This is a genomic window from Spongiibacter sp. C9W (assembly GCF_057370015.1).
In genome coordinates, this window is the sequence record NZ_CM170672.1 from 1,116,328 (window position 1) to 1,142,232 (window position 25,905).

General features: G+C 56.2%; 24 protein-coding genes. 9 read left to right on the forward strand and 15 right to left on the reverse strand.

What is annotated here, in order from left to right:
* Positions 1-4: 4 nt before the first annotated feature.
* Positions 5-769: an SDR family NAD(P)-dependent oxidoreductase gene (locus AC2Q8J_RS05400; protein WP_486452321.1), complete on the reverse strand. Its 765-nt coding sequence runs from the start codon at positions 767-769 to the stop codon at positions 5-7.
* A gap of 11 nt (positions 770-780) precedes the next feature.
* Positions 781-1,284 carry a hypothetical protein gene (locus AC2Q8J_RS05405; RefSeq protein ID WP_486452322.1) on the reverse strand — a complete coding sequence of 168 codons (504 nt, stop codon included), beginning with the start codon at positions 1,282-1,284 and terminating at the stop codon, positions 781-783.
* Positions 1,285-1,416: 132 nt separating this feature from the next.
* Here AC2Q8J_RS05405 and AC2Q8J_RS05410 point away from each other — a divergent pair, with 132 nt between their 5' ends.
* Positions 1,417-2,508 (forward strand): AraC family transcriptional regulator, encoded by a 1,092-nt coding sequence (locus tag AC2Q8J_RS05410; protein WP_286838529.1) that lies wholly within the window; start codon positions 1,417-1,419, stop codon positions 2,506-2,508.
* 76 nt (positions 2,509-2,584) lie between these two features.
* On the opposite strand, the gene AC2Q8J_RS05415 is transcribed toward AC2Q8J_RS05410, so the two are convergent.
* The 4 genes from AC2Q8J_RS05415 to AC2Q8J_RS05430 form a co-directional block, all read right to left on the reverse strand.
* Entirely contained in the window at positions 2,585-5,107 is a 2,523-nt protein-coding gene (locus AC2Q8J_RS05415) for a TonB-dependent receptor (protein ID WP_486452323.1), read from the reverse strand.
* Between the two features lie 212 nt (positions 5,108-5,319).
* Positions 5,320-6,417: an aromatic ring-hydroxylating dioxygenase subunit alpha gene (locus tag AC2Q8J_RS05420; RefSeq protein WP_286838533.1), complete on the reverse strand. Its 1,098-nt coding sequence runs from the start codon at positions 6,415-6,417 to the stop codon at positions 5,320-5,322.
* Between the two features lie 12 nt (positions 6,418-6,429).
* Entirely contained in the window at positions 6,430-7,191 is a 762-nt protein-coding gene (locus AC2Q8J_RS05425; protein WP_486452324.1) for an SDR family oxidoreductase, read from the reverse strand.
* 43 nt (positions 7,192-7,234) lie between these two features.
* Positions 7,235-7,996, reverse strand: coding sequence for an SDR family NAD(P)-dependent oxidoreductase (locus tag AC2Q8J_RS05430; protein ID WP_286838537.1), 762 nt, complete (start codon positions 7,994-7,996; stop codon positions 7,235-7,237).
* Between the two features lie 243 nt (positions 7,997-8,239).
* Between AC2Q8J_RS05430 and AC2Q8J_RS05435 the strand changes: the two genes are divergently transcribed.
* The 3 genes from AC2Q8J_RS05435 to AC2Q8J_RS05445 all read left to right on the forward strand — a co-directional run bounded on the left by AC2Q8J_RS05435 (position 8,240) and on the right by AC2Q8J_RS05445 (position 10,777).
* The gene (locus AC2Q8J_RS05435; protein ID WP_486452325.1) at positions 8,240-9,106 is read left to right on the forward strand and encodes a TIGR03619 family F420-dependent LLM class oxidoreductase; all 867 of its coding nucleotides are present in this window, start codon (positions 8,240-8,242) and stop codon (positions 9,104-9,106) included.
* A gap of 166 nt (positions 9,107-9,272) precedes the next feature.
* On the forward strand, positions 9,273-9,938 hold the full coding sequence (locus AC2Q8J_RS05440) for a TetR/AcrR family transcriptional regulator (protein ID WP_486452326.1): 666 nt from the start codon (positions 9,273-9,275) through the stop codon (positions 9,936-9,938).
* 2 nt (positions 9,939-9,940) lie between these two features.
* Complete coding sequence (locus tag AC2Q8J_RS05445; RefSeq protein ID WP_486452327.1) at positions 9,941-10,777, forward strand: sterol desaturase family protein; 837 nt, start codon at positions 9,941-9,943, stop codon at positions 10,775-10,777.
* Here AC2Q8J_RS05445 and hrpB read toward each other — a convergent pair.
* Both hrpB and AC2Q8J_RS05455 read right to left on the reverse strand, forming a co-directional pair.
* Entirely contained in the window at positions 10,774-13,293 is a 2,520-nt protein-coding gene (gene hrpB, locus AC2Q8J_RS05450) for an ATP-dependent helicase HrpB (protein ID WP_486452328.1), read from the reverse strand. The genes AC2Q8J_RS05445 and hrpB overlap by 4 nt on opposite strands.
* A 46-nt stretch (positions 13,294-13,339) precedes the next feature.
* Positions 13,340-14,215 (reverse strand): alpha/beta fold hydrolase, encoded by an 876-nt coding sequence (locus tag AC2Q8J_RS05455; RefSeq protein WP_486452329.1) that lies wholly within the window; start codon positions 14,213-14,215, stop codon positions 13,340-13,342.
* Between the two features lie 155 nt (positions 14,216-14,370).
* Between AC2Q8J_RS05455 and AC2Q8J_RS05460 the strand changes: the two genes are divergently transcribed.
* Entirely contained in the window at positions 14,371-15,393 is a 1,023-nt protein-coding gene (locus tag AC2Q8J_RS05460; RefSeq protein ID WP_486452330.1) for an SAM-dependent methyltransferase, read from the forward strand.
* 4 nt (positions 15,394-15,397) lie between these two features.
* On the opposite strand, the gene AC2Q8J_RS05465 is transcribed toward AC2Q8J_RS05460, so the two are convergent.
* Positions 15,398-17,053: an AMP-binding protein gene (locus AC2Q8J_RS05465; RefSeq protein ID WP_486452331.1), complete on the reverse strand. Its 1,656-nt coding sequence runs from the start codon at positions 17,051-17,053 to the stop codon at positions 15,398-15,400.
* Between the two features lie 129 nt (positions 17,054-17,182).
* Between AC2Q8J_RS05465 and AC2Q8J_RS05470 the strand changes: the two genes are divergently transcribed.
* Positions 17,183-18,223, forward strand: coding sequence for an AraC family transcriptional regulator (locus AC2Q8J_RS05470; protein WP_204996907.1), 1,041 nt, complete (start codon positions 17,183-17,185; stop codon positions 18,221-18,223).
* Here AC2Q8J_RS05470 and AC2Q8J_RS05475 read toward each other — a convergent pair.
* The gene (locus AC2Q8J_RS05475; RefSeq protein WP_486452332.1) at positions 18,220-18,585 is read right to left on the reverse strand and encodes a MerR family transcriptional regulator; all 366 of its coding nucleotides are present in this window, start codon (positions 18,583-18,585) and stop codon (positions 18,220-18,222) included. The two genes, AC2Q8J_RS05470 and AC2Q8J_RS05475, sit on opposite strands and share 4 nt — an antisense overlap.
* 81 nt (positions 18,586-18,666) lie before the next feature.
* Here AC2Q8J_RS05475 and AC2Q8J_RS05480 point away from each other — a divergent pair, with 81 nt between their 5' ends.
* The gene (locus AC2Q8J_RS05480) at positions 18,667-19,731 is read left to right on the forward strand and encodes an SDR family oxidoreductase (protein ID WP_486452333.1); all 1,065 of its coding nucleotides are present in this window, start codon (positions 18,667-18,669) and stop codon (positions 19,729-19,731) included.
* Between the two features lie 37 nt (positions 19,732-19,768).
* Here AC2Q8J_RS05480 and AC2Q8J_RS05485 read toward each other — a convergent pair whose 3' ends face one another.
* From AC2Q8J_RS05485 to AC2Q8J_RS05505, 5 genes are all read right to left on the reverse strand, one after another.
* Entirely contained in the window at positions 19,769-20,212 is a 444-nt protein-coding gene (locus AC2Q8J_RS05485) for an SRPBCC family protein (protein WP_486452334.1), read from the reverse strand.
* Between the two features lie 71 nt (positions 20,213-20,283).
* Positions 20,284-20,793: a LysR substrate-binding domain-containing protein gene (locus AC2Q8J_RS05490; protein ID WP_486452335.1), complete on the reverse strand. Its 510-nt coding sequence runs from the start codon at positions 20,791-20,793 to the stop codon at positions 20,284-20,286.
* A 45-nt stretch (positions 20,794-20,838) separates the two neighbouring features.
* On the reverse strand, positions 20,839-22,017 hold the full coding sequence (locus tag AC2Q8J_RS05495) for a thiolase family protein (protein WP_486452336.1): 1,179 nt from the start codon (positions 22,015-22,017) through the stop codon (positions 20,839-20,841).
* Positions 22,018-22,058: 41 nt separating this feature from the next.
* Positions 22,059-23,210, reverse strand: a complete 1,152-nt coding sequence (locus AC2Q8J_RS05500) for an acyl-CoA dehydrogenase family protein (protein WP_486452337.1) — start codon at positions 23,208-23,210, stop codon at positions 22,059-22,061.
* Between the two features lie 14 nt (positions 23,211-23,224).
* Complete coding sequence (locus tag AC2Q8J_RS05505) at positions 23,225-23,986, reverse strand: SDR family NAD(P)-dependent oxidoreductase (protein ID WP_486452338.1); 762 nt, start codon at positions 23,984-23,986, stop codon at positions 23,225-23,227.
* A 297-nt stretch (positions 23,987-24,283) separates the two neighbouring features.
* Between AC2Q8J_RS05505 and AC2Q8J_RS05510 the strand changes: the two genes are divergently transcribed.
* Positions 24,284-25,060, forward strand: a complete 777-nt coding sequence (locus AC2Q8J_RS05510) for an EAL domain-containing protein (protein WP_486452339.1) — start codon at positions 24,284-24,286, stop codon at positions 25,058-25,060.
* A gap of 187 nt (positions 25,061-25,247) precedes the next feature.
* Entirely contained in the window at positions 25,248-25,901 is a 654-nt protein-coding gene (locus AC2Q8J_RS05515; protein ID WP_204996889.1) for a peroxiredoxin, read from the forward strand.
* Positions 25,902-25,905: the final 4 nt, after the last annotated feature.

The window sequence follows — 25,905 nt, forward strand, 5'->3', positions numbered from 1 at the left end:
AATCCTATCCTCGCACTGCACCGCCGCCGTCGACAGACAGCAGCTGACCGGTAATAAAAGACGCTTTGTCAGAGAGCAAAAACGCCACGGCATTGGCAATTTCTGCGGGCTCACCCAGGCGTTGCATCGGGGCGACCTTCCGCAATTGCTCCGCCATTTTGGGCTGCTCTTCAAAATACTTTTCCAAGCCTGGAGTACGAATAACGCCGGGCGACACGGCATTAATGCGAATACCCTGTGTGGCGTATTCAGTGGCGGCACTTTTCGTCAGAATATTCACACCACCTTTTGCCGACGCGTAAGCAGTATTAAATGCCTGGCCACGCAGCGAGGCGTTGGACGAAATATTCACAATACTGCCACCACCATTGGCGAGCATGGCGTCGATCTCATACTTCATACACAGCCAGGTATTGGTCAGACACAGCTCCAGCGTTTGGTCGAATACCTTGCGCTCAAACTGATGAATGGGGCCACTACCGCGACTCACCGCCGCGTTATTGCATGCCAGGTCGAGTCTGCCAAAGCGCGCCAGTACGGCCGCAACAACTTGCTTCACCTCGTCCTCGGCACTGACATCACAGTGCATATATACCGCACGCTCCCCTTCCTGATTTAGCTCCGCAACACAACGCTGACCGGCTTCATCATTCACATCCAAAACCGCAACCTTGGCCCCCTGAGCGATCAATTCCTCGCAAATCGCGCGGCCAATTCCCGTTGCGCCGCCGGTAACTAATGCGACTTTATCCTGCAATGCTATAGACACTTTCTATCTCCTTAGGAAGCATGAACGCGGCGCACAGGGTGCATCGCGAATAAAACAATAAGCGGCACCACCAGCGCGGCGATCACCCCGGTATACACCGACTTCAACAAGGTAAAATCGACTCGGCTGAGCGTCTCCACGCCTGCCACAGAAAACAATGCGGCGAGCACCGGTACGCTCAACAAGGCCGCCACTAGCGCCAGCGCTAGGGCTTTTAGCGCATCGCGATGGGGCGCCAGCCAGCCCAGGTAGCGAATAAATGCGAATGGCGGTTGCACTGCCGCCAAGCCCAGCTTGGCAACTTTGCGGCGCTGCAGAGGCAGTACGATCAAACTAAGAATAAAAACCAGAATGGCGGCCGTTGCGATAAAGTCGACGATCACGCCCTGACCGCCCCACACCGCAAGGGTGGTTTTTTCCTCGCTGAGGTACCAGGCAAAGGCGCCGTTTACACAGCCATTAATCACACCGTTGGTGGACGCTTCCTTATAAATATGGCGGCTACCTGAAGTCATACCTACTCCAATTGCGTAATTGCTTTTAATTATTAGGCTCTTAGTATTGTTGGGTACACGCATTTGCTAAAGCACAAAAACTTTCAGAAACGCCGACATTAAATACCAATAACGCGGCGCAAAGAGTGTCCTATGACCATGCCTCAACCGACAGCCATGCACGAAATGCCCGTGCGCAAATTCCTGCGATTGCTCGACTATTTGGACAAAGTCGGCATCGACCAGCGCGCCATCGCCAAACGCTCTGGCTTGAATATCGACGATTTAATGGCGGCCGACGACGATAAAATGCTGCCCGGCTACCGTTATTCCAGCCTCTATGAATTGGCTGCCGAAGCCATGCAACAACTCAATATTGCGGTGCCCTGGGGCTCAGGAATAGGCAGCGATGTGTTTCGCTTTATGTGCTACAGCATTATCAATTGCCAAACCCTTGAAGATGCCCTGCACCGCGCACAGCGCTATCAGGAAATGCTCTACAGCATGACCGGCTATCGCATAGAACTGATTGTTGATGCCGGTACTGCAGAGCTGATCTATCACTTTGATGCCGACAAAATCAGCCCAGAATTTTTGCCTGACAGCTGGGATCGCACGGAGTTTTCAGACACCGTTGCGAAAGCATCGGGTATGCGGGTATGGCACGCCTTTATGGGCTGGCTGGTCGGGCGCGACATTGAGCTGAGCGGCCTGAAAATTGCCGCGCCAGAATTCTCCTACGCCTACTCAGACAGCGTGAACAGCGTGATGGGCGTGCCGCCGCAATACGACTGCGACTACACCGCGATTTGTTTCCCTGCTGAGTGCCTACGCTACCGCACAGTTCACACCAACGAATCGCTGGAGGCCTTTTTGCGCAACGCGGTTTACGCCCTCATTTCACAAGACTCGCGGCCTGCAAGTACCGGCGCCGCTATCCGCTCCCTGTTGGCCAAAAGCGGCGCAGGGGCACTGCCTAGCTTTGAAGATATGGCCGAAAACCTTCACATGTCGCCGTCCAGCCTGCGCCGCCGGTTAAACAGTGAGGGCACCAGTTACCAGGAACTGAAAGACCACTATCGCCGCGACATCGCCATGCGCCACTTGCGCGATGACAAACTAAAAATTCACGAAATCGGCGAGCTACTAGGCTTTCTTGAATCCAGCTCGTTTATTCGCTCATTCCGCAACTGGACCGGCCTAACGCCAAAGCAGTACCGATCCGAGTTCATTGAAGAGCAATAAAAAACGCCATCTTTCCTCAGATACAAAAAAGGCGAGCCTAGGCTCGCCGAAATACTGGGGGGAGGTAATTCAACAATTAAAAGCGGTAACGCAGCTCTAGACCATATGTACGAGGTGCGCCGTATTGCTCTGTTTCGAGTCCCAAGGCCTGAAAGTTAATGCCATAGGCGGGGTAATCATCATCTGTCAGGTTGTTACCCCAAAGCGAAACCATCAACTCACCTTTGTCCACGGGAATGTTGCTCAAGCTCAAGCGACCGTTGATAACCGTCCTTTCGTCCATTGAGCGCACAGGGAAGGAGTAAACACCTTGCCCGCCCATGCCGTCAGAGATAATCGCAGGCGCCAGACTGACTTGCTCCCACGAGTCCTGCCAATTGGCATCCACAAACACACTAAAGTCACCGATAGCGGTTTGCGCGAAGGTGTAATCAACACTCAGATTCACCTTGTTACTTGGGGAATTACCGCGTTTCGATTCTTTTGAACCGTTAATACACTGACCATTTAGGCAGGTACTTGGGTACTCGGCAAAATCACCGTGAATATAGGAATAAGCTAGGCTTACAACCATCGCTTCAATGGGCGCAGCAGAGATCTCGATCTCGCTTCCCCAACGCTCCGCGACACCAGCATTGATGATGCCCGACGCCGCGGTGCCGCTAGAAGTGTCGATCACACTGGTTTGCAGGTCATCATATTTATAGCCGTATAGCCCGGCGTTAACACGCAGGCGATTATCCAGCCAGTCTGTTTTCACGCCGACTTCAACTTGCTCAATGGTTTCTTCTTCAAAGCCATTTCCGAAAATCTCACCATTGTAGCCACCGGAACGATACCCCGTGGCATAGCGAAGGAAGCCATTGATGTTATCGGCAAAATCATAAGCAAGGGTGGTGTTATAACTAAAATTGTAAAAATTATTGTCCAGGCTTGTCGAACGCGCAGGCGTTGTTCCGAAGGGGCTGACGACCTGTCCAAAATTGTAATCAACGGCTTTTTTCTCTTCGGTATATCGCATGCCAATGGTCAAGGCTAAGCGGTCTTCCAGCTGAGCAAAGCGGTAGGTACCCTGACCATACACTGCCAAAGCATCCGTATTGAGCGTATATTTCTCTGCCTGACGGCCCGCGAGCGGTAAAGCAAAAGCCGCGCGGCGGTCGTAGTTCGACTCGTCTTCAAACCAAAAAAGCCCCAAGGTGTAATCCAGCTGAGGGGTAGAGCCAATCAACTGAAATTCTTGCGAAAACTGCTCATACTCTGAGTTGGTATCTTGCAGAGAGTGCCCCGCTCCTAATTGGTCAACCGCATTCCAAACACCATCAACGAGAGGATAGGAGAAACCTCCACTACCCCCATAAAGCTGCAGCAAAGCGCCGTGTAAACTGTCGTTATACGCTCCGATACCATTTACATCTAAACTGCTATCAATATCGTCAAGGTCACCAAATACATAGGTCTCAATGTCTCGATAGGCGGTTATCGACTTAAAGGTCACCTCCCCAAATGTCTCATGCTTGCCTAAGAATAGTTCAGCAGTAATTGAATGACCATTTGAGTCATTTTCACTGATTGGCGCATTTTCTGCCCAACCGCCCTTGGGTCGCCCTTCACCGCGCTCAAGCGCTCGCTCATAGGCTTCGATCGTTTTATTAATAGAGGGAATCCAACGGCTGGAAATTCTTGGATCAGAGCCAGGAACCATGGCCAAGCCCTGAGCATTAGGCAAAACCGTGTTTTTCAAAAAATCTAAACGACTGGTTCCCTGAGTCGTCAACGCAGTAAAACCAACCACTTTTTGCAGGGCACCCACCTCTTCAAGCTCACTGTGGTCGTAGATATAATCTACCGTTAGATCTTCTGTCACTTCCCAGCGCAGGGCCGCGCGCCACGCCGTGCGATCCATGCTGTCGAAATCACTACCGCCGGAGTAGTTTTCGTATAAACCATCGCGATCTTTTTTCAGGAAATTAAAGGCTGCACTCAACTTCCCTGCGCCCTCTCCAACCGTGCCCACCGAATCCAGGTCGACACTACCTTTCAATGTCCGCAGCCCGTAATTACCAAGGCCCCCGGTAAGGTCTACCGCGAATTCCCCCAATGGCTTGCGCGAAATCACATTGATGGCACCGGCGGTTGAGTTGCGCCCATAAAGCGTGCCCTGCGGGCCACGCAACACCTCAATACGCTCAATTTGAGCGACATCCATCGCGCCACCGAGCATTTTGCCCACGTAGACACCATCCATGTACATGCCGACAGCAGGGTCTAGTGAAATATTCGAGGCCACCCCGCCAGAGATACCACGAATACTTAAACTGGTGGCGCCCCGGGAACCTGGCGCAGAATATCCACCCATACTAGGCATGGACGCAAACATGTCATCCGTACTGGTTATGCCACGCTTTTCAATACCATCGCTGGTTATGGCCGTTATAGAAATAGGTGTGTCTTGCAACGACCCCTCTCTGCGCTCAGCAGTTACCAGCACCTCTTCCAAGGCCTGTGCTGATGCTGTCGATACCCATGCAGGCATCGACAGTAGTGACATCGCTAATGGCAACATTTTCATTTTGCCTGTGGACGAATAGTTTTTCATGCCATGACTCCCTTTTCATTATTAGAGCTAAGAGCGGCTACCTCTCAACCTGTCTTGCACGTAGCGACTGTGGGCATCGCTAACATATTTACTTATTTATTTTAGATGCTAAAAAATTTAACGCCGCGGCAATTAAAAAACGACAACATAATCATTCATTAAGATATGCCGAAGCGTTCATTTTTTGTACAACACAAAAAGTTTAAAATGTGCTATTCCACCAAGCTTGGAAAGGCTGCTTCTACCAGTCGGCTTCCGGCAGGTGGCTCCTCCAGCCCGGGAATATGACAAATGCCGTTAACCTCGTTTGCACATTGAACAGCTGCTTCAACTGGCTGATAAAACTGTTTGTACCAACGCCGCCCTCGCGCAAACGGCCCATCACTTTTTAGTTGTAATACCCGCGTCGCCGCCCGCTTGTTTTGCCAGATACCAAAGTCAGACGCCAACGAATCCAAGGCCCCCGCCTGAATTTGACGGGCCTGCTCCCGCTCCGCCTCGCCCGGCGAGCTGTTGCCACTGTTCACTAACACGCCGTGCCAGAGTTTGGTCACACCGTCTTCCACCGGTGTATTGGCAATGAATTCAATGCTCTCCACCTCGGCAAATAACTGGTGAGACAGCAACAGGCCGGGGCCGGTGTACCACGTGGTGGTTTGCAGCATCGCCTGGTATTCCTTGTGAAAACCGCCCTGACGCTGAATGTAGATGTGGTCGCGCCACTCATTCTCGAAGTATTCGCAGGGTGCACCGTGGGTCGGCCCTAAGTGCCGGGCATCCGCCATATTATCGATCACCTCCTGAGGCTGAACGGGCAGCTCACCGAGGTGATCCATTTGCCACTGAATCCACTGTGGCTGGTGCCACTGGTCCAGCGCCGGTGCCGGGTATTGCGGCTGGCTACCGTCTTCGTCAAACCACATCCAGATACCGCCAATGCCCTCCTCCACCGGGTAGCTGGTAAGCTTAGCCGAGCGCGGCATGGGGCCGTCGTGATAGGGAATGTCATCGCAAACTCCATCCGGCCCAAAGCGCCAGCCGTGGTAGGGGCAGCGAATCGACGAACCTTCGATTTGCGCGCCTTCTTTAGCGATAACAGCGGTATCGCTGGCGGCGATGTGACACTGCATATGCGGACAATAGGCATCGAGCAGCACCGGCTTGCCATCCTCGCCGCGATAGAGTGCAAAATCGCGGGCAAAAAAACGCAAGGCCAGCGGCGACTGTCCAAGCTCGCTCGACTCTGCAATTAAAAACCAACCTCTGGGAAAGGTGTTTGGACCCAGTCCATAGTCTGCGGCCTTCGCCATTGATTACTCCTTTTAAATACTATCGGGGCGGAACATGGCGTCATGACCGCCGTCCACATACAGCAGAGAGCCGCTGACAAACGCCGCCTCTCCGCTCAGTAAAAATCCGATGGCGTTGGCCATATCCTTCGTCTCACCCGCGCGCCCGAGGGGGATGCTGGCCAGAAACTCTTTGATCGCCGGGCCGTATTCCGGGTGGTTTTCCGTCTCGGCTGTCATCGCAGTGCGGGTGTAACCCGGTGCCACCGCATTCAAACGCACGCCGCGGCGCGCATAATCAGGCGCCTTATGACGCATCCATCGCGCCAATGCTTGCTTGGAACCGCTGTACGCGGCATGGCCGCTCACCGCCGACAAGCGCGCCGTCATCGCCGCATGGTCACCGGCGATAAGCGCTTCGATATACACGTCGTCGCTGGGCTGGGGCGCAGAGTTAGAGGACACCAGAACCACCGCGCCGTGGCGCTGCGCCAAGGCATCAGCCAGGCCCTCCACTAGCGCGACCGATCCAAAAAAATTCACCTCGGGGATCAGCTCAACACGTGGACTAGTTCCGCCGATGCCTGCGCAACAGACCAAGCCATCCAGACCATCGGGGAAGGCGCTCAATATTTGGCTGACCGCGCCGCGGCGGCCCGACTCCGTCGATAAGTCTGCGACAATATCGGCATCCTGGCGGTCCAGGCCGACCACTCGCTCGCCATCACTCACCAAGCGCTCACACACCGCCGCACCAATGCCTGATGCGCTGCCTGTTACCACGTATCCGCCCATGATCTTCCCCTTTGTTATTCTGATTGCTTGGCTGAGGCAAACCTCAGCCGACTCTTGATTGGCCGCCGTCCAGCGCGATGCTTTGACCATTCACGTAGCGACAGGCATCGCTGCATAAGCTGGCGACAAACTCACCAATATCCTCTTTGCACTCACCGATGCGGCGCATGGGGATAGAGGCAACAAACTCGGCAGCTTCCTCTGGCCGGTTCTCTGTCCACCATTGCAATGCCGGCGACATCGCGTGGGGCAAGATGACATTCGTGCGAATACCCTCAGGCCCCCACTCGCAGGCGGCGGCTCGGCTGTAGGCGCGAATCGCTTCCTTCACCGCCGCATAAGCTCCGTACCCAGACATATCCCAACGCATCGCCGCCGACGACGCCAAATTCACAATCACGCCATCGCCTTTCAAATGGGGGTAGCACAACTTCATCAGGCGCAGCGTTGCCACCGGCCCGGACTGCCAGCCCGCCTCAATCGCGTCTTCGCTCACGTCGAGCAAATTCCCCAATGGCACTTCCTGGGCATTGTTCACTAGGATCTGAATGCCACCCAGCTCCGCCACGCAGCGTTCAACCGCGGCGGCTAACTCCTCTGCACTCTTTACATTGGCGCTAATCGCCAAGGCCTCGCCGCCCGCTGCCGCAATGCGCTCACGTGTTGATTCGAGCTTGTCGAGGCTGCGCCCGAGCAGCGCGACCGCGGCGCCGCGTTCGGCTAACGCCAGCGCAATACCCTGGCCAACGCCTTGCCCGGCACCCGTTACCAGTGCCACTTTATTTTTCAAAAACTGTTCTGCCATAACTCCCCCTTGGCATTTTTAAGGATGGTAGCCCCCTGTCTCGGCGAACCCGACGACAAAAAACACTATTTTTATGCACATTTTCGTCACCCCATCGGTGCTGAATTTTTTGGCCAACGAATCTGATTGGAAATGTGCTCAGCAAGTGTAGTGCGCCTCTCTACTATGGGCGCCACCCATCGCGGTGAGCTCGCCGTGACCCTTCGACGACTATCCTGCAACGAATAACGAGAAGCGCGAATTATGAAGTTTTGCTACAACCCAAGTATGTGTCCGGTAGACCAGTACACAGCGCTTGCTCACAGCGCCGAGCAGCTCGGCTTTAACAGCTTGGCACTGCCAGACAGCCTGAGCTTTCCCGAACACTCATCGTCGAAATACCCCTATAACGGCTCCGGCTCGCGAAATTTTCTGAAGGGTCAGCCGTTTGTCGAACCCATGGTTGCTATTCCCTTTCTTGCGGCACATACCAAAACACTGCGTTTTGTCACCTCGGTCTACAAGCTGGCGGTTCGCCAACCATTGGTGGTGGCCAAACAGTTGTCGAGTCTGCTGTCACTGTGCGGCGACCGGCTGGACTTCGGCGTTGGCATCAGCCCCTGGCCAGAAGACTTTGAAGGCTGCCAAATTCCCTGGGAAAAACGCGGTCAGCGCCTGAACGAGCAAATCGATATTCTTCGCGGCCTGCTCAGCGGCGACTTCTTTAGCTACCAAGGGCAACAGCTGTCGATCGACAGCATGCAGCTCTGCCCCACTCCCGAATTCGCCTTGCCGATTTTGATTGGCGGCCACTCCGACGCCGCCTTAAAACGGGCCGCAAGACTTGGCGATGGCTGGGTTGGCGCCGGCGCCAGCCTCGACGAATACCGCCAGCTTATCGACAAGCTTAAGGAATACCGCAAAGTCTACGAGCGCGAGCACCTGCCCTTTCGTATTCAAGTGGCCTCGGGTGATGTATTTAGCCAACGAGGACTCGACGCGCTCACTGAAATGGGCGTGGATGAGTGCCACGTCGCCTTCCGCAATGCTTATGAAGATGGCATCGACCGAAGCAGCCTTGCACAAAAACAAGACCAACTGGCGAGCTTCGCGCAGCGATTGATCCGCTAAACCGAATCACTCTTGCACCTTTGCAGATAGGTGCGTCCCGCTTGCCGGCTTATGCCGGCTTTTTTTTGCTTGGCGCACTGCCAAAGCAAAAAATGGTGAAAGCAAAAACCCCCAGCCCAAAATAAGACACTTGACTTATTAAGACGATCGTCTTATCTTGCCCAGCATGACAACAGACCAGCACGACAATCTCAGCTTAAGCAGCGGCGCCTTGCAGCTCGTACTCAGCGCCGAACAATTGATCGCCGACAAGGGCATAGACGGGGTATCCAACCGCGAAGTTGCCCGCGCCGCCGGTCACAAAAACCACTCTGCGGTGAACTATAACTTCGGCTCCTTCGACGGCCTGATAGAAGCGATCATCGACTATCGGGTGCGGCCGATTAATCAACAGCGGGAAGTGCTGCTCACCGCCTTGCTGGAACAACAGCAACAGCCAACGCTTTACGCGCTGGTCGATTTAATGGCCAGACCACTGGCCAGTGAGTTGCTTCGCGGCAATGGCGAGAGCCGCTACCTGAGTTTAATTGCTCAGCTGCTATCGCGCGGTCACTGGCGCGAGCTGTTCCTGCGCAATCGCTCGCGCTCTTCGGCCTTGATCAAAATCAGTGAGCTTATGGCCGCGCAATTGGCCGATACGCTGCCGAGTGAGATCTACAACGAGCGCGTTCGCTTGCTGGGTAGTCAGATTATTTACAGCATTGCCGAGTGGGACAACTTGCAGCACAAGGGCCAGCTCGCACTGGACGAAAGCAGCTTGGAGTGGCGCCTGCAAAACCTGATCGAATACGCGATAGGCGGCCTGACCGCCAACCATAATAAGAGGAACTAAGCATGGAACTCATGCCGCACATCGAACTCGTTATTCTCAGTATTTTCCTGATCGCCTTCATTGTTGAGCTGGCGGGGGGTCGTCTTAAAAAATCGCCACGGCCGCTGCGCGATTTTGTATTTATGTTATTTGGCATGTTTTCCAACCTGCTGCTGGCTGGCGCGGTCATCGGTAGTGTGATCGGCTGGCTGCTAGCCAAGCAGTTTCCAGACAGCGCTGGCAGCCTCGCTGGCACGGCCTTCTGGTTGGCCTTTCCGGTTATTTTCTTTATTGAGGAATTTGCCCATTACTGGCTGCACCGCGCCGCCCATGAATGGCGCTGGCTGTGGAAAATTCACCGCACCCACCACAGCGCCGAGCACCTGAATATTTCTGTGGTCTACCGCTACAATTTCTTCTGGGTATTCATGTTGCCGCAAACCTGGATGGGCGCTTTTGCCGTGTATTTCGGCCTGGGAGAAGCCTTCCTGGCAGCGGTGTTTGTCACCTACCTGGTGAACCTTGGTACCCACAGCAGCTATCGCTGGGATTTGTGGCTGCGCAACAAAGCCCCCGTATTGGAACCCGTATGGAAGGTGATTGAGCGCGTCGTGACCCTACCCGACACGCATCATGCCCATCATGCCTATGGCAAGTCTGCCCACCCCAATGGCAACTATGCCGTCACCGTGTTCTTGTTTGATATGCTGTTTGGCACCGCCAAAATTCCCAATGGCCGCCAAACCCGCTACGGCTTGCCCATTTCCCCGCGCTTGCACTGGGCTGAGGAACTGCTGTGGCCGGTGGTGCGTAAACCGCTGCTGCCCAAGCCCGAGCAAACTGCGAAAACCGACGCCTAGCGAGCCGCTCGCGCCTTGGTATAGGCGGTGGCCTGTGCCGACAGCGGATCGTCTGGCCAGGGGTGTTTGGGATAGCGCCCCTTCATTTCTTTTTTTACCGCCTCGTAACTACTGCGCCAGAAGCCTGCCAGATCACCGGTAACCTGCAACGGTCGCCGGGCCGGTGACAATAAATGCACCAACAATGGCTGCCTGCCCTCGGCAACGCGCGGGGTATCTTCGCAGCCAAACATCTCTTGCAGCTTCACCGCCAACACCGGCGGCGAAGCACAATAATCGACGCGAATTTTCGAGCCTGACGGCACACTAATACGTTCCGGCGCGGCGCGCTGCAGGGCCTGCTGCTGCGGCCAGTCCAACTGCGCCAACAGCATGGCCTCAACATCCAGGGCCTGAATATCACGTAATTTGCTCACCCCGTTTAGATACGGTGGCAACCATTGTTCCAGCGAGTCCAACAGCGCGCTATCGCTAAAGTCGGGCCATTGCCCGGGCGCGCAGTCGTGATCGGCCAGCAAGGCCACCCTCCCCTGAAGCTGACGCGCTGTCTCCGACCAGCGCAGCAACTCCAATCCTCTGCGACGCAACAAGGCCATCAGTGCCTGCTCGCGCAGGGACTCGTCCAACGCGGTTTCTGGTCGGCTGTCGAACAGTAACTTGCCCAGCCAGCGCTGGCGCTCGGCAACAAAACGCTGCTGAGCATCATCCCAATCTGCCGACACCCGCTCGCTGATTAGCGGCGACAGTGCGTCTTCTAATACCGACTCAGGCAGCGGACAGGCCAGGCGAATGCGGTCATTGCTGTCGCCGACATTGGCACTGAGTTCAATGGCCACTATGTATGGGCTGCCGCGCAGCGGATCATCACTGGCCAGGAATGCCGAGCGGCCGTTACTTAATTGAAATTCATGGCTGCCTGCAGCGCGCTGACGACCAATGCGGTCGGGAAAGGCCCTGGCGGTCGCGATTGCCAGCGCTCGCTCGGTGTTGCCATCAAAGACGCCGTCGCTATTCGCGCCCGCCAACAAGCGCTGATACTGCGCGCTCTGCTGCAGGATACGGCGGTAGCGTTTTGGCTCGCGAGATACCTCGGCCATGCGCAAGGCAATGTCAGCCCCCGCCATGCCCGGCAGATCGCGCTCACCCAGCAGCGCTGCCAACAAGCACGCCGACTCGGCAACACCCAGCGCATGGCCATGCAATAACATGTGCGCCAGTCGCGGTGGCAATGGCAGGCGCGCCATTGCCTCGCCGTGCTCGGTCAAGCTCAGCGCCGCGCCGCCCTCGTCCACCGCGCCGCAGGTTTTCAGTAGTGCAAGCGCCTGCTCGCAGTGCGCGGGCGGTGGCGCATCCAACCACAGAAGTGCCTCCGGGGAACTGCCCCACTGCAGGCATTGCAATACCAGGGCACTCAGGTCACTTTGCAGAATTTCCGGTTCGCTGTGGGCCTGCAAACGCTGTTGCTCGGCTTCGCTCCACAAGCGGTAAGCCACCCCCGGCGCCTGCCGACCGGCGCGGCCAGCGCGCTGCGCTGCCGACGCCGCGGAGATTCGCTGAGTGTGCAAACGGCTGCTACCGTTGCGCGCATCGAACACCATTGTCCGCTCTAGACCGCTGTCGATGACAATGTTTACGCCATCGATGGTCAGACTGCTCTCGGCGATATTGGTGGCCAGTACCAACTTGCGCTGACCCGGCGGCGGTGTGGCGATGGCCCGCCGCTGCTCGGCCAGACTCAGATTGCCATACAGCGGCGCGATCAAGGTGTGCTTGTCGAGCGCTGGCGCTAATCGACTGGCCAGACGATGAATGTCTGCCTGCCCAGGCAGAAAGGCTAAGATATTGCCGGCATGCTGGCTGTGAGCCGCTACGATACAGCGCTGCATCTGCTCCAGATAATCCGGGGCACGACCGTCGCGCCGCTTTGCCAGTGCCTGGTAATGAATATCGACCGGATATTGCCGCCCCTCACTGCGCAGCACCGGGGCGTTGTTTAAATACTCGCTCAGTACGTCGCCATTCAGGGTGGCCGACATCAGCAGTAATTTCAGCGGCGCATCGCGCAGCTCGGAAAATAAGCGCCGTCCTTCCAAAGCGAGCGCCAAGCCCAGGTCTGCATCCAGACTGCGCTCGTGAAACTCGTCGAAGATCAGCAGGCCCACCTGCTCCAGGCTCGGGTCATCCTGTAGCATGCGCTGCAGAATCCCCTCGGTGATCACTTCAATGCGAGTCTTATTGGAGACTCGGCTCTCCAGGCGCACGCGATAACCCACGGTCTCACCCACCGCCTCGCCCAACAGCTGCGCCATGCGCTCGGCGGCGCCCCGCGCGGCAATACGACGCGGTTCCAGCATGAGTATTTTGCGCCCGGCCAGCCAAGGGGCATCGAGCAGCGATAGGGGTACTTGGGTTGTTTTACCCGCACCTGGCGGCGCTTCCAGCACCAGCTCATCACGCTGCGACAGCGTGTCTTTAAGCTCGTCGAGCAAGGCAAAAATGGGCAGCACGTCGGCCATAGAAAACGGTTCAAGCAAGGCGGCGGCATGCCGCCGCAGCAAGGGTTTAGATAAAGGCTTTCAAATCGCGCAGAAAGTCTTCCAACTTATCGTGGTGTACCCAGTGGCTGGCGCCGGGGTAGCGTTTGATTATCGCATCTTTGAAATAGGCCAAACGGCCGCTTTCTTCCGGGTCTTCAACAAAGGTTTCTGTTCCCCAAGCCAGGAAAGTCGGGCATTCGATATTGGTGAAAATTTCCTTCAGTTCCTCCTCACCACTTTCCAGCCGGTTCAGCTTGCGGGTGTAGTTATCAAACTTCCAGCTGTAGGTACCATCTTCATTCTGGCTGGCACCGTGACAGGTCAGGTGCCGAGCCTGCGCCTCGGTGAGGTGGGGGTTTTCCTCGTGCATACGCTCAAAGGCGTCGTGGAGGTTGGCGTAGCGGCGCGGCATGCGCGATGACATGCCGTGGCGTACTTTCACCCAGTCGCGCATTTTTTGGCGATAACTCATGGTATCGCACACTTCGGTCTCATCTTTGTTCGGCAAAATGCCTTCAATGTTGACCAGCTTCTTTACGTTCTCTGGATAAATAGACGCGTAACGGCTGGCGATATTGCCCCCCATCGAATGGCCAACAATGGTCGCCGGGCCTAATTTCTTCTGATTAATCAGCTGCGCGATATCGCACACGTAAGCTTCGAAGCTGTAGTGACCATCGGGAGACCAAGCACTGTCGCCGTGGCCACGCAAATCGGGCGCGATAATATGCCAGTCGTGGCGCAGCTCTTCGGCGATCCAGTCCCAATTTCGGCAGTGGTCCTGGCCTCCGTGAATCAAGATCAGTGGTGGCGCGTCCGGGTTGCCCCAGTCCACGTAATGCAGCCTCAGGCGCTGGGAAATATAAATATGCGACGTCGGGCCATGTAAATCGGGAATCATCACTCTCTCCTTATCCAATGGCCCCGGGCGGGCTGCCACCCGAGGCCCTGACCATCATAGGACGCAAGACTAAATGAAACTAGGGCCTGTTAACATCCAGCCGGGCGCTTTTACCGTACACATTTTATAAACCTAGAGCCCAATGGAGCGTCGCTATGCTAGATCCCATTTCACTGGCTGAGCGCGGGTTAATCCCTGACCCCCTTATTCGCCGCGGCATCCGCCGCCAACTTCAAGACCGTCTGACCCAAGAGGGCCGAGACGACATCGATGCCAGCGAGCAGCGTCGTCGAGAATTTCGCGAAGCGCTGCGTCACTCAGAAATTGCCATCAACACCGACGATGCCAACGACCAGCACTACGAGGTACCTGCTGCACTCTTTGAATTGATGCTTGGCCGTCGCTTGAAATACTCAAGCTGCTGGTGGGGCGATGGTATCGACAATATTGACGATGCCGAAGAAGCCATGCTTGAGCTCTACGCAGAGCGAGCTCAACTGCGCGGTGGCCAGCGTATTCTGGAGCTCGGCTGCGGCTGGGGGAGTTTCTGTTTGTGGGCCGCCGAGCGCTACCCCGGCAGCCATATTACTGCGGTATCCAATTCCCACGGACAGCGCGAATACATCGAGGCACAGGCGCGACTGCGTGCGCTGGATAACCTGAAGGTAATCACCTGCAATGTCGCCGACCTAACGCTCGACCAGCGTTTCGACCGCGTTGTTAGCATTGAAATGCTTGAGCATGTGCGCAACTACCGCGAGCTGCTGAAAAATGTCGCAAGCTGGCTGGAGCCAGAGGGACTGATGTTTGTGCACATCTTCTGCCATGCCCACCTGCACTACCCCTTTGATGGCGGCTGGATGACCGACAACTTTTTCGCCGGTGGTCAGATGCCCGCCTTCGACACGCTTATGCACTTCTCGGAGCATATGCGTGTCGCCGATAGTTGGCGCGTGAACGGCCTGCATTACGCGCAAACGTTAGAGGCCTGGCTAGAAAAGTTAGACCAGCAGCGTCCGCGGGCAATGCAAATTCTCGCCGATGCACCCAACCCTCGCATTCAATTCCAGCGCTGGCGCATGTTTATGTTGGCCTGCGCGGAGTTGTTCGCCTATCAGGGCGGCAATGAATGGCTGGTGGGCCATTATTTGCTCACCCCTGGGCAGCAAGCCGACTGAGCCATTAGGCGCTGAGTTGAGCCTCCTGCTCAGCGCGTTGACGCAGCACGAATCGCTGAATTTTGCCGCTGGAGGTTTTCGGCAGGGCGTCAACAAATTCAATTTCACGCGGGTAGGAATGCGTCGACAGGCGGCTGCGCACATGTTGTTGTAGGGCTTCCACCAGAGCGTCGTCGCCAGTGCTACCTTCAGCCAATACCACATAGGCTTTCACAATCGCGCTACGCTTGGCATCGGGCTTGCCCACAACACCGCTCTCTACCACGGCCTCATGCTCCAGCAGACTGCTCTCCACTTCGGCAGGGCCGATGCGGTAACCCGCTGAGGCAATAATATCATCATCGCGACCGGTGTAAGCGTGCGACCCGTCACCGTTACTGATGACCACATCACCCGTTAGGTAGTACTTGCCGTGATAGGGGCGTTTTTCATCCCAGGTGTAGCCCTGGAAGAAGTACAGCGGCGAATTTTCCATATCAATCGCCAGCTCGCCCGTCTGCCCGGGCGCCACTTCATTAAAGTTTTCGTCCAGCGCCACGAGTCGATAGCCGGGAATTTGGTAGCCCATGCTGGCCTCGTGCTGAGGGTGCGACAGCTCGTGGAAATTGGCCGACGTCATGCCCGTTTCCGTCTGGCCGTAGTGGTCACACACCGTGCAATCAAAGGCGCGTTTTACCCAGCTAATCACCTCAGGATTTAGCGGCTCGCCGGCACTGCTGGCCACTCGCAGATCGATCTCAGGGTAGTCTGCCAACAGCTTGTCGTTCGCCATCAGCAGGCGGTAGGCAGTGGGCGCCGCCGCCAAATTACTGATCTTATATTTGCGTAAAAACTCAAAGGTATTGTCGGCCGTAAAGCTGGCCTCGTTAAAGTGTGTGGTGCAGCCTAACAACAGCGGGCCCACCACCGCGTAATACAAGCCGTAAGCCCAGCCGGGGTCGGCCACATTCCAGAAATTGTCGTCCTCACGCAGGCCGACGGCGTAGCGCATATACATCCAAAATGCCGCCAGTGCGCGGGCAGGCACCGCTACGCCCTTCGACTTGCCGGTGGTTCCCGACGTAAACATCTGCAGGAAAGGCTCGTCAGCCGAAATTTTAACCGGCGCGAACTCTTCGCTCTGGCGCTCAATTTCCGGCCAGTAGAGAAAGTCTGCTTCGCTGGCCAGCGCATCACCTTCATCTGCCAATAACAGCGATGTCGGCAAGCCCTTAACCTCGCGCAATTTCGACCACTGCTCGGTATTGGTAACAATCAGCTTGGTTTTCGCGGTTTGCAGGCGATATTCAATTGCACCGGAACCGAAGGCGGTAAACAAAGGCTGATAAACCGCGCCCGCGCGCAGTGCGCCCAGCACACATATCAATAGTTCAGGCGTGCGCGGCAACAAACAGGCAATGCGATCGCCACGGCCAATTCCGCGGGCCTGCAAAAAGCCGGCGAACTGCGCGGATCGGCGCTGCAACTCAGCAAAGGTCATCTCTCCAGGCTGACCATCAACGCGCTCGTAGCGCAGCGCCACGCGACTCTCGTCGGCGGCATAGCGGTCACAGATCTCCTCGCAAACGTTCAGGCCGTCGTTAAAATCACCGACAAAATTCTGTACTATTTGCTCCATGGAAAAGTTTTTAGCGAATTCCTGATAATTGCTCGCGTTCATGTTCCTGCCCGTTTGTTAATGCGTGTTTTATAACTATTGTGTGCTAGCGCCAACGCGCCAGACCGCGAAGAAAAAACTCAGCTTAGGCAATGCACCGCCCGAACAGAATGACATGTTCCAGCAGATAATTTGACAAGTTTTGCAGCACAGGACGGCCGCCATTTGATGAAAAATCTCACCTTTTCGTCACACTATGCCCGCGCGATCCTGTGGGGTTTAGAACAACAGGGGCTGGACACCGACGCCCTGCTGCAACAGCGCGGCATCGACCCTCAGCTGGTGCGCCAGCCAAAAGCCCGCGTGCCTACCGACCAATTTATTCGCCTGTTTAGACTGTGCTGGAAGGTCCTTGATGACGAGTTTATGGGCCGCAGCACGCTGCCCTGTCGCGTCGGACACTTTCACTTGATGAGCGCCCTGGTCGTTCACGCCGACAACCTCGAGGAAGTCCTCAGACAGAGCATTCGCGCCTACAGTTTATTTTCCGATGATGTCCGCATTGAGTTGCGACACAGCGGCGACGAAGTGGAACTGAGCCTCAACCACCTGCGCCCCGAGCTCGACCCCGATAACTTTCTGGTTGAATGGTTACTACTGGTTTGGCACCGCTTGGTAGGCTGGATGATCGGCCGAAAAATCGTCCTCAGCCACGCCAATTTTAAACATGCCCTGCCCGCGCATTTTGACGAGTATCGCTTTATTTTCCCCTGCGAATGCCACTTTGAGCGCGAGCGAAACAGCCTGTTCTTCAGCAAAAACTACCTGAGCATGCCGGTATGCCGCAGCAAGGAAGAGGTCGATGAATTTGTTCTGAGTTCCCCCCGCGACCTGCTGATCTGGACCGACGAAGACAACAGCCTCAGCACCCGCGTGCGCCAGCTTCTCGAAGCCCAGGAAGAGTCGCGCCTACCCAACTTGGAATGGGTGTCAGAGCAGCTGCATATGACCTCCTACACCCTGTGTCGCAAGTTAAAAAGTGAGGGCAGCTCCTACCAAAAAATTAAAGACAACCTACGCCGCGACCAGGCTATAGTGATGCTCACCCGACAAAATCTCAGCGTTAGCGATATCTCGACGAAACTGGGCTTTGCCGAACCGGGTGCCTTTTCCCGCGCCTTCAAACACTGGACAGGGCTCAGCCCGCTCAGTTACCGCAAGCAAGACCACTAAACCCGGGCCGCCGCTGCGCTGGCGAGTAAGCGTTGTTGCTCCCGGTCGAGCATACGACTCACCTGCTTTAGCTCGCGAATCTTGGCATCCACCGCGGCTTTTTTCTCCGCCATCAACAACGCGCCCTGCTCACAGTCGATGCGGTCACTGCGCAGCGCGTCCAGCACATCGGAAATCTCGGCGAGTGAGAACCCCAGCTCCTTAAGTTGGCGAACCATCGCCACCCGCGCCACGGCTTTTTCCGGGTAGTCGCGGTAGTTGTTGCCGCGCCGTTGCACTTCTTTTAACAGGCCCGCCTTCTCGTAATAGCGCAGCGTATGGCGGCTAACACCGGTGCGCTGCTCCAGCTCGGCTATTCGCATCTACCTCTCCACAACAGGGTTTGACATTAGAGTGGACTCTACACCTTAGGGTAGCTTCACCGTCAAGCGAGGAGCAATACCATGACCATACTGATTACCGGCGCCACGGGTTTTATTGGCTGCCACGTCTGCGCTGAATTATCGAAAAACCAAACCCTTATCGCGGTGCTGCGCCAACCCGAGCAACAACTGCCGCTACTTCGCCAGCAGGTCGATGCACTGGGTGGCAACGGCGCCCACATCCAGGCGGTCGCCGGCGATCTGGAGCGGCCGAAGCTGGGAATTAAAGACTCGTTGCCCACGCTAGACGCCGTCATCCATCTCGCCGCCCGCTTCGCCTGGAAGTTAGCCCCCAGCATCGCCCACATCAGCAATGTAGGCGGCAGCCTGGCGGCGGCCGAACTGGCGCGGCAACATCAGTGCCGATTGGTTTTTATCAGCGGTTTTATGCTGGAAAATCACCAACACCTAAACCGTCTCGGCATCCACCCGATCGATCCCGAGCGCACCGACTGGCGCAGGGTATACCGCCGCGCCGGCGCCTACGAGGCCAGCAAGCTGGAAGCGGCGTTCCGCGTTCGCGCTTTTGCACAAGCCAACGATATGGATCTTGTCGAAGTGCAACCCGCCACTGTTGCGGGCCATAGCCAAACCGGCATGTTGGATGCTCAGCAGCCGCTGTTTAATTTGCTGGATAACCTGGCTCATGGGCGCCTGGCCATGGTGCCGGGCAGCCTCGAACATTGGCTGCCGCTGGTCGCTGTTGATGTATTGGCAACGCTGATTGCCCATGCCACCACCAGCGAAAATACCCCCGGGCGATTGCTGGCCCTGGACGCCAATACGCCAAACTTACGAGGCACACTGGCAATTGCCGCGCAGGCCCTCGACATCGCTGCGCCTAAACGTCACTTACCTCTGCGCCTACTGGCATGGCTGCTGCGCATTCCCGGTATGCCCACGGTAATGAACACCTCACCAGAGGCACTCAATTTTATCCAAACCACCCGTTTCGATACCCGAGACACTCAGCAATTCATGCAGCAACAGGGCATTGAAACGCCGGATATCACGCAAGTGATTACTCACTCGGCGCAGTTCTATCACCACCTTCAACAGGCTGCGCTGTCCCCTGCCGCAAGCTGACACGCCCTTCCCCGCTACGCCGTGTTGCCGTTGACGCTCAAGCAGCGGCTTCAACAAACTGCTTCAAGGCAAGGTTCTCGGCCACCATGCCCTCGCGCACTGCCTTACCGGTAAACATATCGGCCAGTGCGCGCAGCGGCCCCGTTATCGGCAGCTCATTTCTATAGCGCACGCCACCACCGGGCAACGCTTCTATCGAGCGGCTGCGCTCACCGTAAGCGAACAGGGTGAACCACCCCATATCGCACCAGCGCAAACGCTTTCCGGGCACCACTTCCAGCACCTTGTGTTTCACTTTCATCGTCTTGGCGCCCAAGCGAACAGTTACATCGGCGATTTCGCCCTCGCGACACTGGCCCTGCGCCTGAATCAGCCACGGATTCCAACGGTGGTAGCCGTCAAAATCGGCAATCACTGCAAACACATCGTCCGCATCCGCATTAATATCAATGTGCGTGGAATAGAAAATCTTCCGAAACATAAGCAACCTCCGTAACGCCGTTGCCATCACCTTCAGCACGGCAAGAACGCAATAAGATAGTTATCGCCGTTTTACAGCCAGCGCTCCGCTTCCGCTATGACCGTTTCCGTTCGGTGGGCCAGTGCACCACGCCGTGGCACGCATAGGTATAGACTTTCGCTGACGGGCTGGGCAAGGCGGTGAATGCGAATCTTCTTCTGGTTATGGAAGGCTTCAACCGCATACGCTGGTAAAACAGTAAACCCCAGGCCCATACTCACCGGCTCTAAAATCAGGCCAATTTGATTAGAAAACCCCCTTCGCTCAAACTGACCACAGTGCTGGAACTCGGGAAAATTAGCGCCGAGCAGTAAGTTCGCGTGATGGCTTCCATCGGGGTGATCAATAAAACCGAGGGCAAGCAGCGACTGCCAATTCGGTTTCTTAAGCGAGGCTGGCGTGACCAGCAATAACGGCTCTTCAGTCACTGGTCTGGCGCTCAGTTCGGCAGTGGTCGGCCTGACGCTCATAAGGTCGCGCACGCTCAGCGCAACGCGGAAGGCGCGACGCTTGGCTTTTTGTAGGCAACAAAAAGGCCTCATGGCAAGAGGCCTTGTGGGGATGTACTACGTTGGTGGGGTTTGCGGTTACAGCAGTTCTATCGCGACTGCTGTGCCCTCACCACCACCGATACACAGGGAGGCAATGCCGCGCTTTAGGCCGCGCTGTTTCAGCGCGTTGATCAGGGTAACGATTATTCGTGAGCCGGAGGAGCCGATGGGATGGCCGAGTGCGCAGGCGCCGCCGTGTATGTTGACCCTGTCGGTATCTAAACCCAGCTCTTGAATAGCCAGCAGCGTGACCACGGCAAAGGCTTCGTTAATTTCAAACAGGTCCACGTCGTCGAGACGCCAACCGGCTTTATCCAACACTTTATTGATGGCGCCGATGGGAGCCAGGGTAAATTCTGCCGGTAGTTGGGCATGGCTGGCGTGGGCGACGATCCGCGCAATGGGTGTTGCACCGGCTTTTGCCGCCGCGCTTTCCGATGCCAACACCAATGCGGAGGCACCATCGCTAATGGAGCTGGAGTTTGCCGCCGTTACGGTGCCGTCTTTCGCGAAGGCGGGTTTCAGGCTGGGGATTTTTTCAGGCTTCGCTTTGGGCGGTTGTTCGTCGGCATCGACGACCGTGTCGCCACCGCGACCGGAGACGGTGACCGGCACAATTTCATCGTTGAAGGCGCCACTTTCCATTGCTGCCACGGCTTTGCTTAGCGAAGCGATGGCGAATTCGTCCATGGTTTCGCGGCTGATGTTGTAGTCGTCGGCACTACGCTGGGCAAACACCCCCATTAAGCCGCCCTCGTAGGCGTCTTGCAGGCCGTCGAACAACATGGAGTCGATCACTTCGCCGTGACCCATACGCATACCGCCACGCGCTTTGGGTAACAGGTAGGGAGCCTGACTCATGTTTTCCATACCACCCGCAACCATAATGCCGTTGCTGCCCGCTTTGATGGAGTCGTGGGCGGCAATGACCGCCTGCATACCGGAGCCGCACATTTTATTCACGGTGGTACAGGGCGTAGCATCGGGCAGGCCGGCCGCCCGCGAGGCTTGTCTGGCAGGTGCCTGGCCCAGACCAGCGGGCAACACGCAGCCCATAATCACCTCGTCCACAGCAGATGCGTCCAGGCCTGCTCGCGACACGGCCTCGGCGATACACGCCGCGCCCAACGTCGGCGAGGCAACACTGCTCAAGCTTCCCATCAGGCCGCCCATAGCGGTGCGCGCGGCACCGAGAATAACAACGTTATCTGTCATAATTGGTTTCCTATTCGTGTGCGTTTAGCGTGGATGGGCCACTAGCCTCTACCCAGCAGTGAGCGCGCAATCACTTCTTTCATTACCTCTGACGTACCGCCGTATATTCGCTGTACGCGGGCATCCGTAAAGGCGCGGGATACCGGGTATTCCGTTGTGTAACCGTAGCCACCAAACAACTGCAAGCAACCATCTGCAACGCGGCACTGCATTTCCGTTGCGCTGTATTTGGCCATAGAGGCGGTGGCGGCATCCAGTTCACCACGCTTGTATTGCTGTATGCACTGCTCGACAAACGCCGCATTTACCTGGGCATCACTTTCCATTTCGGCAATGCGAAAACGGGTGTTTTGCAGTTGGCTGAGCGTTTGTCCGAACAGCTCGCGCTCTTTGGCGTAGTCGATAGTCAGGTCCAGCACACCGCGCGCCGCCCCGCAGGCGATCACGCCAATCACCAGGCGCTCGCGCGGTAGCTCTTGCATCAGATAGGCAAAACCCTTGCCCTCTTCCCCCAGCAGCGCCGAAGCGGGTACGCGGCAGTCTTCAAAGAACAGCTCTGAGGTATCGCCACAGTGCTGGCCAATCTTGCTGAGGTTTCGGCCGCGTTCAAAGCCCAGCAAGGAGGTATCGACCAGGAACAGGCTAATGCCTCGGGCACCGGCCGTGGGGTCGGTTTTCGCGGCCACAATGACCATGCCGGCGTGCTGGCCGTTGGTGATAAAGGTTTTGGAGCCATTGAGAATATAGTCGTCACCGTCTTTTTTGGCGGTGGTGCGCATGGCTTGCAGGTCACTACCCGCCCCGGGTTCCGTCATGGCGATGGCACCTACCACCTCCCCGCTAACCATTTTCGGCAGCCAGTATTGCTTCTGCTCCTCGTTGGCAAGATGGCTGATATACGGTGCAACAATATCTGAGTGCACCATCACGTTGGTGGCCAGGGCACCGTAGCCCATGCGCGCAATTTCGCTGGCAACCAGTGTTGAGTATTCAAATGGAACGCCGCAACCGCCACAGTCTTCCTCTACATCGACGCATAGCAGGCCAGCTTCACCCAGGGTGTTCCAAAACTCGCGGGGTACAATGCCCGCTTCGTCCCAGCGCTCGTAATGGGGCGCTACTTCGGCTTCCAATACCTTGCCGAGCATGTCGGCAAACATAGCCAGTTCTTCGCGATTTACCTCGTTTGTCATTGCGCTTCTCCGAATTAACGCGGGGCCATGCGCAGCGCGCAGTCCAGGCGAATGGTTTCACCGTTGAGAATGGGGTTTTTAACGATCTGCTCAACCAACATGCCGTATTCCTTTGGCTGCCCAAGGCGCTGGGGGAACGGCAGTGTAGCGGCGAGGCTGTCTTGCACCTCTTGGGTGAAGCCCGCCATCATCGGCGTCATGAACAAACCCGGCGCGATGGTGTTTACACGAATGCCCTCGCGCGCCAATTCACGGGCGGCTTGCAGAGTCATGGCCACAACACCGCCCTTAGAGGCGCTGTAGGCAACCTGACCGATCTGGCCTTCAAACGCTGCCACTGAGGCGGTATTGACGATTGCGCCTCGCTCACCGTCGGCATTGGGCTCGCGACTGGCCATATCTGCCGCCGCCAAGCGCATAACGTTAAAGCTGCCGACCAAATTTACCTGAATCACCTTGTCAAAATTTTCCAGCGGCATGGGGCCGCTCTTACCCAGAATGCGTGAACCCGGCGCAATGCCTGCACAGTTCACGGCAATACCGCAGGGGCCGTGGGCCTCGCGCGCGGCGGCAAAAGCCGCCTCAGCACTTTCTGAAGACGACACATCGCAGCGCACGAAAATACCGCAAAGTTCATCGGCAACCTGGCGACCGCGCTCTTCCTGCAGGTCAAAAATGGCGACCTTGCATCCCTCTGCTGCCAGGGCACGTGCGGCCCCCTCGCCCAAACCCGATGCCCCGCCGGTCACTACTGCTGCAACGCCGTTAAACTCCATGATTTTCCTCTTTGCTCTCTCGTTATGCTGGCCGCATACAGCACCACCGCTGGCGGCCAATTTTCAGTGACAGCAGTGTCGCCCAGCCCCCAGCGGCAAGCCATGACATATTGCGGCAGGAAATTTGTTAAAAAATGCAGCTTAGGCCTTTCAACAAACGGGAAGCGTTAGGCAATATACTAATACCCATATATACTTTATGTGTATTAACCCGTTCGGCTCAGCATTGGCATAGCAGTAGTGGCGCCTGTTCAGCCTCGGTTTTGCGCCATTGGCAAACGGAGAGCCCGGCCACCGATGAACACCGACATCAGCATTGATGACATTATTAACGGGGTAGACAAGCACGAGTTCGAATTGCGCTTCTCTCCTCAGGTTGACCTCAGTAAGGGGGTTGTCACCGGCATGGACACCAATCTGGTTTGGGCAAAAGATGGCTACGAAACCTTAACCAAGTCAGCCATATTGGGCATTCTTGATCGCCACAATAAGCGTATTAGCTTTTTCCTCTACTATTTGCTGCGCGCGCTCAAAGCCCATGCCGAGCTGCTGCGTTTGGGCCATCACTTTCCCTTGAGCATCACCCTGCGGCCCAGCGAGCTGGCCAGCGAGGGCTTTTTTAATGCTGTGACACAGATATTTCACGACAGCGGCGCCTCAGCGCAGGACATCACTCTGCAATTACCCCCCACCTTGTTCGACGACTTCTACAACCATTTGCCAACACTTGGCCGACTCATCGACTTTGGTTTTAAAATATCGATTCGGGATTTCTATCAAGACCCAAACACCCTGAGCAAAGTAAGCAGGGATGTTATTCACGAAGTGGTGACACCTCCGGGCCTCGGCCAACGGCTGACCACCAGCACCAAAGCCTCCGACAACTTACGCAAACTCGTTGACGCGGCCACAAGCCAGCAATGGCGTTGCGTGGTGGACGGTATTGGCAACCGACACTGCCTGGACGCCGCCGCCGCGCAGGGTGCCCGTGTTGTACAAGGCCGCTACTTTGGCGAAGGCCTGACCCTCGAGGCCGCGCGACAACTCATGGACTCCCAGCTCAGCAAGCGCTGACTCTGCCAGCTCGCTGGTATTCCCCCTGCATAAATACTGTCCTTAGCGTTGATTTAGCCGCCCCCACCGGCACGACCTCAGCAAATGTAAAATCATATATTCCAAATTAGAATAACCATATTCCTTGAAGTTATTACACTAAGACACTACGTTAGAGGCTCACTTTTCACTGCCGGAGCCTATTGCGATGGAAGACACCCAACAGCCCGTGGCCGGACTACCGCGGATCAACGAACCTGCTCCCGACTTTAATGCCCTGACGACCGACGGCCAAAAGCAGTTGAGCGATTACCGCGGTAAATGGCTGGTGCTGTTTTCCCACCCCGCCGACTTTACCCCGGTGTGCACAACGGAATTTATCGCCTTTGCCAAAGCGGCCCCCGACTTTGCCGCACTCAACTGTGAATTACTCGGTCTATCGATCGACAGTATTCATTCCCACATCGCCTGGATGCGTAATATTCAGCAAAACTTCGGTGTGGAAATTCCCTTCCCGATTATCGAAGACCTGAAGATGGACGTTGCCAAAGCCTACGGCATGATCCACCCGGGTGCGGGCGATACCTCGGCAGTACGCGCGACCTTTATCATCGACCCCAACGGCGTGCTGCGTGCAATGGTGTACTACCCAATGAGTAACGGCCGCTCAATTCCCGAGTTTTTGCGCCTATTGGAAGCACTGCAAACCAGTGAAGAACACGGCGTAGCCACCCCCGAAGGCTGGAAAAAAGGCGACAAGGTGATTGTTCCACCCGCCAAAACCGCCGCTGATGTAAATGCCCGCATGGCGTCCAACGACTATGACTGCACCGACTTCTACTTCTGTACCAAGTCTTTGTAAAACG

Coding starts and splice junctions, on each gene's coding strand:
- AC2Q8J_RS05405 (WP_486452322.1), bottom strand. CDS start 1,284: ATGACTTCAGGTAGCCGCCATATTTATAAGGAAGCGTCCACCAACGGT.
- AC2Q8J_RS05410 (WP_286838529.1), top strand. CDS start 1,417: ATGACCATGCCTCAACCGACAGCCATGCACGAAATGCCCGTGCGCAAA.
- AC2Q8J_RS05415 (WP_486452323.1), bottom strand. CDS start 5,107: ATGAAAAACTATTCGTCCACAGGCAAAATGAAAATGTTGCCATTAGCG.
- AC2Q8J_RS05420 (WP_286838533.1), bottom strand. CDS start 6,417: ATGGCGAAGGCCGCAGACTATGGACTGGGTCCAAACACCTTTCCCAGA.
- AC2Q8J_RS05425 (WP_486452324.1), bottom strand. CDS start 7,191: ATGGGCGGATACGTGGTAACAGGCAGCGCATCAGGCATTGGTGCGGCG.
- AC2Q8J_RS05430 (WP_286838537.1), bottom strand. CDS start 7,996: ATGGCAGAACAGTTTTTGAAAAATAAAGTGGCACTGGTAACGGGTGCC.
- AC2Q8J_RS05435 (WP_486452325.1), top strand. CDS start 8,240: ATGAAGTTTTGCTACAACCCAAGTATGTGTCCGGTAGACCAGTACACA.
- AC2Q8J_RS05440 (WP_486452326.1), top strand. CDS start 9,273: ATGACAACAGACCAGCACGACAATCTCAGCTTAAGCAGCGGCGCCTTG.
- AC2Q8J_RS05445 (WP_486452327.1), top strand. CDS start 9,941: ATGGAACTCATGCCGCACATCGAACTCGTTATTCTCAGTATTTTCCTG.
- hrpB (WP_486452328.1), bottom strand. CDS start 13,293: ATGGCCGACGTGCTGCCCATTTTTGCCTTGCTCGACGAGCTTAAAGAC.
- AC2Q8J_RS05455 (WP_486452329.1), bottom strand. CDS start 14,215: ATGATTCCCGATTTACATGGCCCGACGTCGCATATTTATATTTCCCAG.
- AC2Q8J_RS05460 (WP_486452330.1), top strand. CDS start 14,371: ATGCTAGATCCCATTTCACTGGCTGAGCGCGGGTTAATCCCTGACCCC.
- AC2Q8J_RS05465 (WP_486452331.1), bottom strand. CDS start 17,053: ATGAACGCGAGCAATTATCAGGAATTCGCTAAAAACTTTTCCATGGAG.
- AC2Q8J_RS05475 (WP_486452332.1), bottom strand. CDS start 18,585: ATGCGAATAGCCGAGCTGGAGCAGCGCACCGGTGTTAGCCGCCATACG.
- AC2Q8J_RS05480 (WP_486452333.1), top strand. CDS start 18,667: ATGACCATACTGATTACCGGCGCCACGGGTTTTATTGGCTGCCACGTC.
- AC2Q8J_RS05485 (WP_486452334.1), bottom strand. CDS start 20,212: ATGTTTCGGAAGATTTTCTATTCCACGCACATTGATATTAATGCGGAT.
- AC2Q8J_RS05490 (WP_486452335.1), bottom strand. CDS start 20,793: ATGAGGCCTTTTTGTTGCCTACAAAAAGCCAAGCGTCGCGCCTTCCGC.
- AC2Q8J_RS05495 (WP_486452336.1), bottom strand. CDS start 22,017: ATGACAGATAACGTTGTTATTCTCGGTGCCGCGCGCACCGCTATGGGC.
- AC2Q8J_RS05500 (WP_486452337.1), bottom strand. CDS start 23,210: ATGACAAACGAGGTAAATCGCGAAGAACTGGCTATGTTTGCCGACATG.
- AC2Q8J_RS05505 (WP_486452338.1), bottom strand. CDS start 23,986: ATGGAGTTTAACGGCGTTGCAGCAGTAGTGACCGGCGGGGCATCGGGT.
- AC2Q8J_RS05510 (WP_486452339.1), top strand. CDS start 24,284: ATGAACACCGACATCAGCATTGATGACATTATTAACGGGGTAGACAAG.
- AC2Q8J_RS05515 (WP_204996889.1), top strand. CDS start 25,248: ATGGAAGACACCCAACAGCCCGTGGCCGGACTACCGCGGATCAACGAA.